Below are 16371 nucleotides of genomic sequence, written 5' to 3' on the forward strand. Positions count from 1 at the left end.
ACCAGAAAAAGCTCACATTCGCGTGAGCTTTTTCTGACTTATTTTGAGGACGAATGAAGCAGCAGAACCGTCCCCCTGTTTCACAGGGCTTTTAATGCCTTTCTTTTGAATCCGCAATCTTGGATGGCTTGGATCAGTTCTTGGCGCAATTGGGCTAATTCAAAATGGACTAGTTTTTTTTCTGCAACGACTTGCTTTCCAGCGATGAATACGTCTCTTACATTGCCGGCATGAGCAGAGTAAACTAAAGCGGAATACGGGTCAAAAATAGGAAACATATTGACGGAATCGGTTTCTACTAAAATAAAATCAGCTTGTTTTCCTGCTTCGATTGAGCCAATTTGCTCCTGCAGACCTAACACCCTGGCTCCCCCCAAGGTGGCCAACCTGACAATTTCTCTCGCTGGAAAAGCACTGCGATCCTGTAAAAAGGTTTTGTGGAAATTGCCAAACAATCGCATTTGGGCAAATAAATCAAGGGTGTTTCCGCTGCTTGGGCCATCTGTTCCTAACCCCACCTCTACACCCGCAGCCAACAGGTCCTGGATACGGGCTACCCCTTTGGCAGATTTTGTGTTGGCACCGATGCAATGTGCCACCTTCACATCATACTTCTTTAGCAATTCTATATCATGATCGGATAAATGAATACAATGGACGGCTACGAGTCTTGGGCTCAGCACACCAATCTCTGCTAAAAATTCAATCGGTGTCTGATTCCGTTCTTCACGAAATTTTTTCATTTCAAATTCCATCTCACTAACGTGAATCATCCATGGCACATGGTACTTTTGAGACAAGGCATCCGCTTGTTGAAGCACTTCAATGGTAGTGGAATAGGGGGCATGCGGTGCGATAGAAGCGTGAATTCGGTCATGTCCCTGCCACTTCGGCATAAACCGTTCAGCGTATTGCAGTCCCCCCATTGGCTCTTCAACATCTACCGTTATGGAATCAAGGACGGTTTCGGCCAAAATGGCACGACCATGCATTTCCTCTGCAGCGATTGCCAATTGCTGTTCAAAATAATACATATCAAAAAAAGTTGTCACACCGGCTAGCTGCATTTCGGCAATCGCATACCTTCCGCTGGTATAGGCTAATTGTTCATTCATACATTCATTTTCTAATGGAAATAGAAAGCGGTGTAAACGATCAGGATAGTCATCGCCTAAAGATCGAAAAGGAATCATGCCAATATGTGTATGTGTATTCACCATACCGGGAATCAAAATAGCTCCTCGGGCATCGATGCATTGATCATAGCGGATATCCTCTGGTAAGGAATCCATCCCGCCCACTTCCGATATGGTATTCCCGTCCACTAGCATATAGCCGTTTTGAAATTGTTCCATCTTCTCATTCATGGTTAAAATCCAGGCATTTTTAACCAATAGTTTCATCTCATTCACCCTCTACCAATGGAATCATTTCTTGTAAACGGACATTCATCATCCCTTTGTCTGTAATTTTTATCGCCGGGGATACGGGCAGGGATAACGTCGAAAACGACATAATCTCATTGCTGTTGCGATAGCCTAGCTTAATCATGGCTTGCCGTACCTCCTTCAATTGGGCACCCAGTTTCTGGATTGGTGCATCGCTGATAATTCCGCCAACAGGCAACGGACAAACCGCTTCTACCTTTCCAGCTTCTGCAACAACATATCCGCCTTGCATGTCCAATAATTGCTTTTGTGCCACGACCATATCCTCCATGCTCGTTCCCATCACCATCACATTATGATGATCATGGGCCCAGGTGGTTGCGACCGCGCCTTTTTCAGTTAGGGCGTTTTCGACAAATCCGTAGCCTATATCCCCGGTTTTCCCATATCGCTCCATCACCACAATCAAGGCTAGTCCGCTATTTTCCCAATCTAGATATCCATCAATCACTTTCATTTCCCGCTTTACATGTTGTGTAAATGTACCCACCTTCGAAATTTGCATCGCGTTCACAATAACCTTTTCCGCAGTCTTCACCCTAATATGCAAGTCCTCCGTTGTTAAGGGACGGCATATCAGGGATTGATAAAAATGCTCTGGAAAACGAGGTTTCTGTTCTGGGTAACGAAAATCATTTCCTTTTTCATGTACTAATTGGCCATTCTTATAGACGGCTGCAATATCCAGGGTTTCAACATCATCCAACAAAAGAAAATCAGCTTTAAAACCAGGGATAATGGCACCACGGTCCTGGAATCCCATTCGTCTTGCAGGGGTATAAGTAGCGCAGTATAGTGCCTGTTCTACTGGCATGCCGCATGAAACCGCCAATTTGACGTTTTCATTCAAGTGCCCCTCCAGTAAGTCATCTGCCATCACATCGTCCGTAATGATGGCAACATATTCATAAAATTGGTTCTCAACGATTACTGCGATATTCTCCGGTGTAATCGACTTCTTTTGCAACTCCAGAAACATTCCATTTGTAATCTTCTCATAAATGGATTGCGGCGACTGGTGAGTATGATCGGCCGTTAGACCTGCATATAAAAACTTTGCCAGCTCCAAGCCCGACACTCGGGGAATATGGCCTTCTAGTGGCATAAAGGGTTTTTCCGTTTGGACCTCCCGCAAAATTTGCCTGATCAATGAATCTGGTTCATTGACAATCCCATTAAAGTTCATTGCTTCCCCAAGTGCGATGACTTTCGGGTGCCGCAAGAGCCTTTTCACCTCTTCAACCCCAATGATTCCACCTGTCGTTTCGAGTTCCGGCGTCGTCGAAGGAACAGAAGAAGGAATGGCAAAGAATATATCCATCCTGCTTGGTTGTGAAAAGAACACTTCCAAACCTTCCATCCCAAACACATTCGCAATCTCATGGGCATCCGCCACAACGGTTGTCACTCCATGGGCCAATGCCGTCTCTGAAAAAATCGAAGGGGAAGTCATAGAGCTTTCAATATGCATATGAATATCCATTAAACCCGGGACCAAATATTGATTTGTTGCATCCACCACTTCTTCAGCCTCCACATGCTCCAATTCGCTGGCCGTCAGATAGTAGATTTTGTCGCCTTTAATGGTTACATGTTTCTTTTCAAACTTTTTGGTAAACGTGTTAAACACTTGTCCATGGATAATCGCTAAATCGACCTTCATGTCTTATTCCCCCATCTAAAAAGGTTAAAAAGAAGAAAAGGCCAAGTATCATCCTTAGCCTCTCCTTCCTTGCGTTTTTATTTATTCAGAATTCGATTCCACTGGTTAATCCAGGATTCAAGGTTCTGATTCACGAATGCTGAATCAACCATCTTCGTACGTTCGGCCACTTCACCATATGTTTTATTTTTGGCTGTTTCTTCATCTAATACAACCTCTTTATTGGTTGGAGCTTCATTAATAGCCACAGCCGTTTTTTCTTGTACTTCCTGGCTTAATCTCCAGTCAATATATTTATAGGCTATTTCTTTATTTTTAGAGTTTTTGTTGATATTGATTGTGTTAAAGTTCGCGTATGTTCCAGATTGCGGGACGATATATTCTACATTTGCATTTGATTCCGTAATAATAGGAACAGCAAAGTCACCCACGACAGCTGCGACAATTTCACCTGATTGGAACATATTCGCTAAATCAGAAGATTTGCTGTAGGTTTTTACAACGTTTGGAGCTAGTTCCGTGATGCCTTTAAAAGCTGCCTCTCCATTATCTGTTGTAATGTCTACGTTCTGTTGATCACTTGCCAGGTGAAGCATAGCTGGTCCAAAGGTGGATGTGATGTCAGGAATGGAAATTTTCCCTTTCAGGGATGGATCCCAAAGATCTTCCCATTCGTTGATTTCCATGCCTGCCGCTTCTTTGTTGTAGATAATTCCGATACTGTTCAGCGTGTAGGCAGGGCCGGAACCATCTGCAGCTAATTTTTTGGCGCTGTCGATCAGGTTTTCCATATTCGGGATATTGGAGCTATCCACTTTTTCAAATAGGTCTGCACCCACTCCTTCAGCCGCACTGGATTGAGATAATTCAATAACGTCGATCGTGGAGTTTGGATTGCTTTTTAGTTTCGTAAGACGTTCGGAGGTTGTACCGGTTTCCAGCACGATGTCTACATTGTATTTTTCCTCAAAAGGTTTGAAGACATTTTCCTGCATTTTATCTTCTTCCAAACCAAAAGTGGAAACAATCAAAGTTTGTTGTTCTTTTGCTGCACTGCCGCCGCCACATGCCGCTAACAGACCGGCTGTTACTAGAGTTAAACCTGCTAAACCTATTCTTTTCTTCATTATATTCTCTCCTTTTGAAAGTTCATGGATTAATATCTTTGATTTTCCGAAGGTACCTTTTTTATAGCCTGCCATTAAACGATGATCAGTTTATGAGCTGGGATCGACAAGGTTACAGAATCTCCGACTTGATAAATCACATCATCCGATTCGTTGACAAGTAAAGCGCCGATCGGCGTTTCAATTTCATACTGGTAAGACTTGCCCAGGAAGGTACGAACTTTAACTGTCCCGGACACTGTGTTATTTTCATTTGGCTCAGTGCCTGTCACAATATCGATATCGTCAGGGCGTATCGTTCCAGTACGTTTATCTGTTTCCCACTGCCTGGTGCTTAGAAAAATCGTTCCATCTCCTGCTTTGTACTTCCCTTCTTCTACTCTCGTTAATTGAAAGAAGTTCTCAAAGCCAATGAAGCGGGCAACAAACTCCGTTTTCGGATTTTTATAAATTTCTTCTGGGGTGTCAAACTGTTCAATAATCCCTTTATTCATAACCGCTACTTTGTCAGAAATCGAGAAACACTCTTCCTGGTCATGAGTGACAAACACAGATGTAATCCCTAATTGGCTTTGGATGCGTTTAATTTCGATTCTCATCGCCACACGCAGCTTGGCATCCAAGTTACTAAGCGGTTCATCCAATAAGAGCAATTTCGGTTCAATGACCAGGGCACGTGCTAATGCCACACGTTGCCTCTGCCCGCCCGAAAGCTGTTTTGGATAGCGATCGCCCAGCTCTTCCAGACCTGTTATCGCTAAAATATCTTTTACTTTTTGGTCGATTACATTCTTTTTTTCCTTACGCAGCTTTAAGCCGAATGCGACGTTTTCCCTGATTGTTAGATGGGGAAACAAAGCATAGCTTTGGAATACCATGCCAAATTTACGCTTATGGACAGGCACCTTTGTCAAGTTTTGACTGTCAACTAGGAATTCTCCATCATTTGGATTAATTAATCCTGCAATGACACGTAAAGTGGTTGTTTTCCCGCAGCCGGAAGGCCCTAACAAGGAGACCAATTCACCTTTTTCAATCGATAAATTCAAATCTTTTAATATATCATTTTTATGATCATAGCTCACGCGAATATCTTTTAGTTCCACATAGGACATGATGGTGGTTCCCCCTTTGCTGTCTTTTCTTGTCACTTTCTATGAAATGCTTGCTAACCCCAATGTCTTTTCAATAACGAACATGAGGACGACGGTTCCCAGCATTAGAATCACAGAAAGTGCAGATACGGATGGGTCATAGTTGTATTCAATGTAATTCATTAAGCTTGTGGGCAGCATGGTTACACCTGGTCCTGATAAAAACTGCGACACCGGAATATTGTTAAAAGAATTGATGAATGCCAGCATAAAGGAAGCAAAAATTCCCGACGTAATATTTGGCAAAACGACTTTCATGAATGCTTGCAGTTTCGTACAGCCTAACGTCCAGGAAACTTCTTCAATAGATCCATCCAGTTGCTCAATGGTTGAGCCTACGACACGGATCACATAAGGCAGGCAAATCAGGAAATGACCCAGCAGCAAGCCTTGAATGAGCGGAAATTGCAGTTGAATAACAATAAATTGGTATAAAGAGTACCCCACAACCAAGCCTGGTACGATGGTAGGTGACAGGAAAAAGCTTTTAATCCAATTTCGCCCGAAAATGCTGTGGCGAGCCAATGAATAGGCAGCCGGAACTCCCACCAAGAGGGCCAAAACTGTTCCCCAAAATGCGATTTGCAAACTTAAAAGGAAGCTGTTCACAAAGGATTGGTTTTCAAACACCTTGCCATACCAGTCAAGTGTGAAGCCTTGAATGGGAAATTGGATCGTTGAGTTGGTCCCAAAAGAAGTAACAACGATGATAAGCAATGGAACAAACAGAAATGCAAATACCAAACCCGCAAAGATTTTCAAACCGATTTGTTTACGCACTTACCTCACCTCTCTTATCCATCCGTCCAGCAACGACGTTAAATAGCTTCATCACGACTAAAGTGGCCACAATCATCACCAGGGCGATGACACTTGCACCTTGCCAGTTGCCTAGCGCCGTCGCATTTTGATACAAGAAGGTGGCCAGCATGATGTTCCGGTTTCCACCTAACAATTGCGGAGTTGTATAAGCTGTCATCGTTCCTGTGAACACCAAAATGCTTCCGACAATGATGCCTGGTACACTTAGTGGTAAGACCACTTTGACAAAAGCAATCAAACGATTGGCACCTAATGTTTCTGCTGCTTCCATGATTTCTGTCTCAATGTTTTCCAGAATTCCTACTAAGGTAATGATCATCAAAGGCAGGAATAGATACACCGATCCAATGATAATCGCAAACTCTGTATACAGTAGTGTAAGTGGTTCGGAAATCACTCCGAGACCCATTAACGTGTTATTCACGACTCCGCCTTGTCCCAAAATCGTAATCCAGGCGAAACTTCGCACAACGGAATTGGTTAAGAGCGGAAACAACGTTAAAGACATTAACAGGCCGCGCCATTTTTTCGGACTTTGCGAAATGTAATAAGCTGTCGGAACTCCCAACAACACACAAACCAATGTCACAATCAGGGAAATTTTTATGGTCCTCCAAAAAATCCCCACATTATAATCATCCATAAAGAACGAAATATAATGGGCCAAGGTGAACCCTCCATCAAAGAACGTTGGAAAAATGATGGAGATAAGAGGTAACACCAAAAATAAGATCAAAAGAATCAATCCTGGAGCCAGGATGAGATATGGAATTCTACGCTGTGTCATATCTGGCCTCACTTTCTATTACTTTATTAAGATATTTTTATCATTATAGATAAGATAATTATCCTTGATAACACATTAAACGAACAATATTAGTTAATTACGCAAAAATCATTCGTGTTATAAGCTGAATGAGTTGAAAAAAAATAATACAATTAGAAAATGTTCGTTTTTTTGTTCAAACGATTTAATTATAATTAAAAGAGCCCAGGAAATATGTTCCACCGCCATGAGTGAACAATATTTCCTGGGCTCCAAATAAGATGGGTCTCTCACCACTAGTAAATAAGAGACGGAACACCATGATATCGCTACTCATAGTCGAACCTTTACGGGGTTCGGTAGAAACTCGCAGGCCATATCCCTGCTATTATATGAGAGAACTATTCATTTTTAGTACTATTGCATCATAACAAAATAATTATCATCTGAAAAGCTTTTTTTTTTGAAACAAGGGGACGGTTCTCCTGCTTACCTAATTTTTTCCTGAACCCTGGGAGCAATAGAAAATGACTGCAGAAATCAAGAAAAATACAGGGAATGTCACACCATTCAATATCGGGTTATGTAGCTCTTTTTATGCCAAGAAAATGAATATTCCACTCTTACCAGCGGAGGAGTTGTTTCGAAGTTGATTCTGATGTTTGATATGAGTATAAACAATAAGAGAAGTGCGCTAAACACTTCTCCCTGAAATCTCTATATGTCAAATTGGTGGTTATTGGCGGTTGGCTAAGTCAGAATTTTTTCTCTTTTTTCTTCTTCATACACTCTTTCTGCCACAAACTGCTTCAATAATGTCTGGTAAGGAATCTGCTTAATATCAGCGATTTTTTGTAGCCTTACTAATAAATCATTTTCGATTCTTAGATTTATTGGTCTTGTAGATTGTTTTCTTGGGGGTGGCAGGTCTTCATCATCTTCTTCAATATAAGTCTCTTCCATAAGATCCTCGCTCATGGCATGCGTTTCCCAATAGCGAACGGTTTCTTCCTCAGTCATATTTTCTGGTACTTCACTTATGTCATGGATGATCAGCCTGCCTAATTCGTCATATTCCTTTTCTTTTAAAGACTTCTCCCTTACTTCATCTTCAAATATCTTATTTATCATCTCTTTTGCCTCTTTGTTTACCTCGTTCATTTTTTTTACCTCCTTTTGTTATAAGATTTTCTTTCCCGTTCAGTGGCATCCCATCCGGTAAAGGGCCTAAATTTTTTCTCTCTTTTTGTGTATATTATAGCCAATATTCGCCCTTCTTCTGACATCCCTACAATTTTTCTGTTCCCACTATGAGCATTATGAATGCACCGGTTAGGATCAGAAAAGATTTCTTCTACTTCTTGAGGAGTAATGTTATGTCTAGCAAGATGTCCTATGTTTTCTCTATCCCAATCAAACATGGAACCCTCTCCCTTATTATATGTATAGACCGTCGTATATACATTATAAACTCTCACTTATTATTTTACAACTTTTGGATAAAAGGTCCGCCAGAGTGGCCATGAAAAAAGAAAGGCTCAAGGACCTTCCTTTTTACGAGTATTTTAGTCTTTTACATAACTTAGTTTTAAAAAATAACGGAGAAATTCCGCTTATATTGGGAAATACCGATATTTCCTGGAATATAAGGGAGGTTTTTCCGCTTATAGCCATCCAATTCTTTGATTTTGGTCAATATTTAGAAGTTAATCGGAATTTCTCCGCTTATTTGAGCTTCATGAAGCCCTGTTTTACACATTAACCGGAATTTCTCCGCCTATGTACACCTTGCCTGTACGAAAAATCATTGAAAAAGCGATATGTACCGCCAACAATCGTTTTTGGTCAATAAAGCCTGACTTAAGATGCACAGGCTACTCCCCTTCACTCCCGAGATTTCCCAAGTTCTTTTTGCAGGAATTGAATTTCCTTTTGAATGCCAGGAAAACCCTCTATCTCGGGAATTTCTATCGGCTTTGGCGACACATTTCGTGTCGCAGCATTCGCCATTGCTTCAAAGGCAAGTAAAATTTGGGCTAACTTTTCATCGGAAAGGTTGGGCCTATTATTTTCCTTTGAACAATTTTTCAATAAGTATCCTAAATGCTTGACGGTAAAGATAACAGGCCAGTAATAATCCAAAGCCTTCCGATTAGCCGGAATCTCACCCGAAGCGGTGGTATACAAGGTCTGTAAGTTATTTATATTGGTTCTCATTTTCATTCTTTCCCTGCTTTTTCTTGCAGCAAATCCTTCTCCTTGATCCGAAAAAAGGACAAAAAGGAACTGTGCCTGACTTCGAAGGGTTTTGCTCAGTAAGTGAGGAATCCTGCTGGAAGCGGATTTTCTCCCTGTCAGATAAACACCTAATAGGCCAATTCCACTGCCGATTATAATATCAATAAATCGTGCCTCCGCAAAATAGGCAAAACTTAACATCCCTTCACTCGTACTTTCAGCCATTAACAGTGCATTCGGTGTAAAGAAAAGAGCTGCTAATCCGTAATTCTTCACGATAAACAACTCGGTCACAAAGGTTAATCCAAAAATAAACAGCACAATCACAAAGCCGGATGGATTCAAGGAAAGAACGAACCCCGCAATGACGATTCCAATGACCGTCCCAATAAACCGTTGAATCGCTCGGTGAAAGGTTGATACAATGGTTGCACCCGACATCACGGCTACACAAGATAAGGGAACCCAATAGGAACGGGCAAAATCAAGCTGATAGGCAATAATCGCCGCAATGGCTGTAATCACTCCAAAGCGTACGGACGAAATAAACACGATTGAATTTTTATCGAACGCACCCATAAAAATGGTTTTTAAGGAGACATGATCAAATTGAATCGACTTGTTTATTTTACTAATCGGTTCATTGAGGATGGCTTCAGCATTATAAATGATGGAGAACAGCTGGCTTACCTGCTTTTCCATTTTATCCGGCTGCAATATCCTCGTCTTTTCCCGCTTATCACGCTTTTCTAAAGAATGTGCAAGCAATCGGGCCGATTCCCCCAACTCTTTAGGCAATGAGGCCTCTGCATTTGAAAATTTTTCAACCACCTTGATAAACAGTTCATTGGCAGATATGTTCAATAGATATAATCGATTGAACATGTCAGTCGTTCTCCACGGAATATAACTTGCTGAAAGAGTCTCTTCCGAATCACGTAAAACCTCCATTACTTTATGCTTGTTTTCAGTGAATCTAGTGGTTCCGACTGAATCCAAAAGGTCCGCCAGCTGCAAATAAACTCTAGTCACCACACCTGTTTCCGGGCTATGCGGGTTAAAAAACAAGCCGGCCATCGCTATTATCCAAGATAAGCAGCCGCTTAGAAACACTAATCCCGCTCTTAAGAATGCTTCATCCGGGTTAATCGGCATCCCTGTTGCCATGGCGAAAACCAGCACGAAAAAGATGGCGGAAGGACCGGCTATTTTTAATGCGCCGAAAACAAAAATGGCGGCCGCTCCAATGATTCCCATTAAAATCGCAACGGCTAATGGATAGGGTGCACTAATACTTCCCAAATAGGTAACAAGGGTCAAGCCAAGAACGACACAAAAGATTTTCTTTGCCCGCTGCGCATATGGAATATTAAAAACATATAAATAGGCAAAACCACCCAAGCCCGCAATTAAACCATATTGCAGCTGGCCAAAGGCTAATCCAATCAACACAGGCAGAGCAGCAGCAAGCCCTGCACTAAATGCTTTTAACCAAGGGAAGGGTTTCTTATTTACTTTCAGCGCCTGCATAAAAATAGAAGGTGCAATTCCGTTTGATTGGTTGTCTCTCATCTTTATCCTTCTTTACTATTATTTCTATTATCATTATGCTTAGATTACTTTATTGTTATGAGTACCCCTTTTCCATAAAAAAAGCCTATCAGAAAAAAGCAAAGGGCACATCCCCTTTGCTTTTTACGCGCTCATCTCTTCTTCTTGATGATCCTTCTTCCTTGCAATTAACGTAACTTCCTGACTATAGCCGATATTGTTATTACTCTCTATGACCGTTCCCGAATCAATGACGGCATTTTCGATTTTGACATTGTCACCGACGACGGCACCAGGCAAGATTACGGAGTTTTTAATGATCGTACCCTTACCAACCCTAACTCCAGGTGAGAGGACTGACCTTTGAACATGGCCACTTACCTGACACCCCTCGCTTAACACGGATTGGGTTATGAGAGCCGATTCGTCCAGAATCAAAGGAGGCTGGGAAGGTTGTGCCGTATATATTTTCCACTCTTTATCATCAAGGAGCGGATTTTGGTCTCCGCGCAATAAATCCAGATTCGCTTCCCAAAAGCTCTCCACCGTGCCAACGTCCTTCCAGTACCCTTTAAATTGATAGGCAGAGAGGTGATAATTTTCCCTAATCATATAGGGAATTACATCTTTTCCAAAGTCCTCAAATGCAAGTCCATCCGGATTATCACTTGTCAGAATATGTTTTAAGGCCTTCCAATTAAAAATATAAATCCCCATTGAAGCCAAGTTCGAATTGGGACTTTCCGGTTTTTCTTCAAACTCTGTTATTTGCTTCGAATCAGGATTCATATTCATGATGCCAAACCTGCTTGCCTCATCCCATGGTACCTCTATCACCGATATGGTTGCGTCAGCAGAATGCTTCTTATGGTGCTCGAGCATCTTGCTGTAATCCATTTTGTAAATATGGTCTCCCGACAGGATGAGTACATATTCCGGATCATGAGAGTCAATGAAATCCAGGTTTTGATAAATGGAGTGAGCGGTTCCCTCATACAATCCTTTTTCGTTGGCACGATCATACGGTGAAAGGATGGTGAGCCCATCTTCCCCCTTATTCAAGTTCCAGCAATCACCTGTCCCTATGTAGTTCTTTAGAGTATGGTGCTGATATTGAGTAAGCACCCCAACAGTGTGAACCCCCGAATTACAGCAATTGCTTAAAGCAAAATCAATTATTCGATATTTCCCGCCATATGGAACAGCCGGTTTAGCTTTATCCTCGGTCAATTTTTTTAATCTCGAACCTCTGCCGCCTGCCAGCAGCATGGCAATCATTTCTTTTCCCATTGCTAGTTTTCCTCCTTAGAAGTCGTTTCTTGGTATGCGATTACTATCCGGAGAGAATAATATTCCCTTGAATTCAAAGAACTTTCTCGTGGAAGTACCTCACCCATCCTTCCTAAATCTAATTACCCCTTTGTTTGCTCACTCTTTCACTTCCCGCTGTATTGGATTTGTAAACTAAAATTTTTATTGTGGAAAAGTTTTGTGCGATTCTGACAAAGTATTTAAACAATAACCACAATAAAAACCCCTCCAGATTTATAAAATCATCCAGAGGGGGCATTTGCTCATTATTAGTGTTTTGTTAATCGGCCGACTAGCAGCCAGAATACGAACAGCGCGGAAAGTAAAACACTCAAATGTATAATCATTCCTGTCCAAGTGATAACCCAAGCTTATTATAAATAGTGCAATTATCAGCTTTACATGATAGGTGCCAGGGACTTTCTATTTCATAAAAACTTTTCAAAAACTATCCGAAACTTGGTAAGCGAACTGGTAGAGTAAGGTCTGGCTTTCGATTTCCGGTTCATTGGGTTCTTTTTGAACATAATGATAATCACCATTAGAATCTTGTACCCTTGCTTTTACATTATCGGCCAACTGAATTTGAAGGATTTCAATAATCCTTTCCTGGATTTCCCTGTTATATATAGGGAAGGAAATTTCAATTCGATTTTCCATATTCCGCGTCATTAAATCTGCGGAGGAAAGATAAATTTGTGTATCTCCATTATGATGAAAATAGTAAATTCGGCTATGCTCAAGGAACCGGCCAACGATGCTCCGAACGCGGATGTTTTCACTAACACCTTCTATGCCGGACCGGAGGCAGCATATGCCGCGGACAATTAAATCAATTTGCACTCCTGCTTGTGACGCCTCGTATAATTTTAGAATGATATTCTTGTCGGTCAGCGAGTTCATTTTGGCGACAATCCTGCCATTTCCATGTTGTTTATGGAACAGAATTTCTTCGTCAATCAACTCAATTAACCGGTCCCTAATGTCGAAGGGAGCAACTGAAAAATGCTGGAAATCCGGTTTTTCCATAAACCCGCTTAAATAGTTGAAGAAATTGGTCGCCTCATTGCCGAACTCTGGATGTGCCGTAATAAAGCCGATATCCGTATAGGCTTTCGCCGTTTGCTCATTATAATTGCCTGTTCCCAAATGGACAAAGCGCTGGATATCATCCCCTACTCTCCGGACGACAAGTGTGATTTTGCTATGTGTTTTTAAATAGGATTTCCCATAGATCACAAGGCAGCCCGCTTTTTCAAGCTCCCTTGCCCATTGGACATTATGTTCCTCGTCAAAGCGGGCTTTCAATTCTACCAGAACCAATACCTGTTTCCCGTTTCCAGCAGCCCTTATTAACGATTCAATAATGGGCGATTGCTCACTAACCCGATACAGTGTCTGCTTGATGGCCAATACATCGGGGTCCTCGGCCGCACATCTGATAAAGTCGACAATTGGCTCGAAGGATTCATACGGATGATGAAATAAGATATCCCGTTCCAGGGCGATATCAAAGATACTTTGCTCTTTCCCGGCACCATCCCTAGGAAGATCTCTGGGCGGCTGGGGAACTAATCGTTTATAGACAAGATGTTCTTTTACAGGAGCAATCTTTTTAGAGAATTTGGGTAAGTAGGTTAAATCCAGTGGGCCATCGATAAAATAAACATATTTTTCATGGACCTCCAACTCTCTTATTAAATTGCCTACTACTTCATCATCTTTGTAATTTTTTGATATTTCAAGACGTACAGGCTCTCCCCATCTTCTCGTTTTTAATTCTTCTTCAATTTCCTTAAGCAGGTCACGCGCACCCTCTTCATGAATTTCCAGATCAGCATTTCGTGTAATCCGGAATTGCGTGACCGATTTCACCGTTAATCCAATGAATAATTTATGGATAAAATGGACGATCACATCCTCCAATAAAACGAATTCATACTTATTCTCATCGCAAGGAAGCTCAATGAACCTGGCTAGTCCTTTTGGAATTTGTACAATCGCCTTTTTCTCTCGATCCTCAGCATCCTTCCTTTCATCATAAAGAGCCACGGCGATATTTACGCTTCGATTGGCCAGCAATGGAAAAGGACGATAGGCATCAATGGCCATCGGTGTTAATACCGGAAAAATCACCCGGTCAAAATAATCTTCAAGGACAGCCTTTTTCTCATCGGACAGATCCTGCACAGATAGAAAACAAACTTCTTCATCCTCCAGATTGGCCAACAGTGTTTTATATGTATAGTACTGAGTGCCAACCAGGTCATGGGTAAGTTTTGAAATTTCTTCTAATTGCTCCTTCGGGGTTAAACCAGCTTTATTTTCCGGTTTGGTCAACCCCGCATTCACTTGATCCATCAATCCTGCTACCCGAACCATCATAAACTCATCCAAATTGGAGCTGAAAATCGATAGAAACGTCAGTCTTTCCAACAACGGATTGCGCAGATCGTTTGCCTCTTCCAGTACCCTTTTATTAAACAGAAGCCAGCTTATCTCCCTGTTTTGGAAATAATTAGGGTCATTGATGTTAATTGTTTTTTCCATGATTTCACACCTATCCCTTACTGTTTTAAATCATCCTATTTAAAAGTTTAAATTCCATACTCCATTTCTTTTTAAGGGCATTCTCAAGATGCTTCAATTGGGCTTCAGCCAAAAGCTGTTCAACAAACCAATTTTCATCACCACAATGGATTACTATCTTGATACCCTCATTGTTCTTCTCTAAGTCAATCGATTTGATTATGTTCCGATTTGTATCATTGACCGCATAAGCAAATTTTAAAATGGCGGCGAGCAATTTTATTTTGTCTTTTTCCTCTTTTGTAAACCAATCCTTAAATAGCTTCCTAGTTTGCTTAAAGCTGTTCTTTGATTGATACGAGGCAATTAAGGCCATTTTAACTTGTTTTTGGTGAGGCAGCCCGTCCATGCTTTGATTAGATAGAATATAAAATGTATGGTTATGGGCGAATCTGCTATCGATATAGGATCCAATTTTATAAACATAGCTTGAAAATTGAAGATCCTTCATATCCTCCTTGCTTATTTCAGCAATCCCCTTGCTGTTCATCGCTTTCGCTATCAGTAACGCCGTTTTGGCTACCCGGACTCTTGCATTTAAATCCACGGAATAGTCCAGGCACAGCTTTAAAAAGTTTTTTTCAATCAACTGATTTGAATCGACTGGTTCATTTTCGTTTACAGCCAATTGTTCAAGCAAAATTCCATCCCTAATTCCTTTCAAGCTGACTTGGAAAAAAGGAGCTTCAACCATCCTGGCAACCACCGTGAAAACCTGGATGGCAGGTATGATCAAATCCGCCCTGTCCTTGGAAAGGCCCGGGACTTGCTGAAGGCTATCATATGATAATGATTGCAAATGGGCACTTATTGAATCCAGATCATATACATCCATTTCGTACAGGTGAATAGTTGAAAGGGGGTAATTATTCACTTCCTTATGTATTTTTGCCACAGTACGGGCACTGCCGCCAATTCCGATGACTGGCAGTCGGCAATTTTTAAGCCAAACTAATTCTTTTAAATGGGCCGATAAGAAGTCATTCAGCTTATTCAGTTCCTCCATGGTCGGAACACAATTCTCCACAAACATTTTTGTTAAGGATAACGCTCCGAAGGGAAGGCTGATTGAATGGATCATTTTGCGATTTTTAAACAGGGTAATTTCGGTACTGCCGCCACCGATATCAATCGTAATTCCGCTCTCCAAATAGGTGGAATGAATGACACTTAATAAGCCATAATAAGCCTCCCTTTCCCCTGATAATAAATCGACTTTAAGCCCAAGTTTATCGGAAATGAGGTTCAGGATCTCATCATGATTCCGTGACTGCCTTAGCGTTGCTGTTGCAGCAAGTACTACTTCGGATACATGGTTGGCTTCAATAATTTCCTTGAAATCAGTTAGTGTATTTAGGAGGACCTTTACCCCTTCATCATTCAGAATTTGTTGATCGTTTAAAAATGTCTGCAACCGGGCGGTTACTTTAAAATTTTTCGCTTCTTCATAAAATCGCCCTTGTTTGACATGGTAAATAACCAGCCTGAATGAATTGGAGCCAATGTCGATAACCGCAATCTTTCTCGTCATAAAATCATCCTTTCATACCGTAATTATATCATTTTCATTTTTAACTGAAAAAGCAACAATGGATGTCTAGGGTCGGTTCTTATGCTTCATTCGAGAATTGAAATAACTATCAATTTAGAGCAATACGCTACAAAAGAGCCTTATCCACCAAAGGATAAGGCTCCTCTATTT

Annotated in this window: 12 protein-coding genes and 1 riboswitch; all 12 genes read right to left on the minus strand. The window is 41.3% G+C overall.

All coding sequences use genetic code 11. The features are described from left to right. Positions 1-80: 80 nt before the first annotated feature. The 12 genes from WQ57_RS01225 to WQ57_RS01285 all read right to left on the minus strand — a co-directional run bounded on the left by WQ57_RS01225 (position 81) and on the right by WQ57_RS01285 (position 16200). Positions 81-1403: an amidohydrolase gene (locus WQ57_RS01225; protein WP_046521864.1), complete on the minus strand. Its 1323-nt coding sequence runs from the start codon at positions 1401-1403 to the stop codon at positions 81-83. A 1-nt stretch (position 1404) separates the two neighbouring features. Continuing rightward, entirely contained in the window at positions 1405-3111 is a 1707-nt protein-coding gene (locus WQ57_RS01230) for an adenine deaminase C-terminal domain-containing protein (protein WP_046521865.1), read from the minus strand. Positions 3112-3188: 77 nt separating this feature from the next. Next, positions 3189-4238: a polyamine ABC transporter substrate-binding protein gene (locus WQ57_RS01235; RefSeq protein ID WP_046521866.1), complete on the minus strand. Its 1050-nt coding sequence runs from the start codon at positions 4236-4238 to the stop codon at positions 3189-3191. 74 nt (positions 4239-4312) lie between these two features. Continuing rightward, entirely contained in the window at positions 4313-5353 is a 1041-nt protein-coding gene (locus tag WQ57_RS01240; RefSeq protein ID WP_046521867.1) for an ABC transporter ATP-binding protein, read from the minus strand. A 39-nt stretch (positions 5354-5392) separates the two neighbouring features. Beyond that, complete coding sequence (locus tag WQ57_RS01245) at positions 5393-6172, minus strand: ABC transporter permease (protein WP_046521868.1); 780 nt, start codon at positions 6170-6172, stop codon at positions 5393-5395. After that, the gene (locus tag WQ57_RS01250) at positions 6165-7001 is read right to left on the minus strand and encodes an ABC transporter permease (RefSeq protein ID WP_046521869.1); all 837 of its coding nucleotides are present in this window, start codon (positions 6999-7001) and stop codon (positions 6165-6167) included. Before WQ57_RS01250 ends, WQ57_RS01245 begins: the two co-directional genes overlap by 8 nt. A 295-nt stretch (positions 7002-7296) precedes the next feature. After that, positions 7297-7396, minus strand: a riboswitch (purine riboswitch). A gap of 334 nt (positions 7397-7730) precedes the next feature. Beyond that, positions 7731-8141 (minus strand): CopG family antitoxin, encoded by a 411-nt coding sequence (locus WQ57_RS01255; RefSeq protein ID WP_052948614.1) that lies wholly within the window; start codon positions 8139-8141, stop codon positions 7731-7733. 5 nt (positions 8142-8146) lie between these two features. Continuing rightward, a complete protein-coding gene (locus WQ57_RS01260; protein ID WP_046521870.1) occupies positions 8147-8401 on the minus strand; it encodes a BrnT family toxin in 255 nt (84 codons plus the stop codon). Between the two features lie 463 nt (positions 8402-8864). Beyond that, on the minus strand, positions 8865-10790 hold the full coding sequence (locus WQ57_RS01270; protein WP_046521872.1) for an FUSC family protein: 1926 nt from the start codon (positions 10788-10790) through the stop codon (positions 8865-8867). A 123-nt stretch (positions 10791-10913) separates the two neighbouring features. Further along, positions 10914-12059 (minus strand): glucose-1-phosphate adenylyltransferase, encoded by a 1146-nt coding sequence (locus WQ57_RS01275; RefSeq protein ID WP_046521873.1) that lies wholly within the window; start codon positions 12057-12059, stop codon positions 10914-10916. 462 nt (positions 12060-12521) lie between these two features. Beyond that, complete coding sequence (locus tag WQ57_RS01280; RefSeq protein ID WP_046521874.1) at positions 12522-14630, minus strand: RNA degradosome polyphosphate kinase; 2109 nt, start codon at positions 14628-14630, stop codon at positions 12522-12524. A 25-nt stretch (positions 14631-14655) separates the two neighbouring features. After that, positions 14656-16200, minus strand: coding sequence for a Ppx/GppA family phosphatase (locus WQ57_RS01285; RefSeq protein ID WP_046521875.1), 1545 nt, complete (start codon positions 16198-16200; stop codon positions 14656-14658). Between the last annotated feature and the right edge of the window lie 171 nt (positions 16201-16371).

Origin of the sequence: Mesobacillus campisalis (genome assembly GCF_000986785.1) — a bacterium.
In the GTDB taxonomy this organism is placed as follows: Bacteria; Bacillota; Bacilli; order Bacillales; family Cytobacillaceae; genus Mesobacillus_B; species Mesobacillus_B campisalis.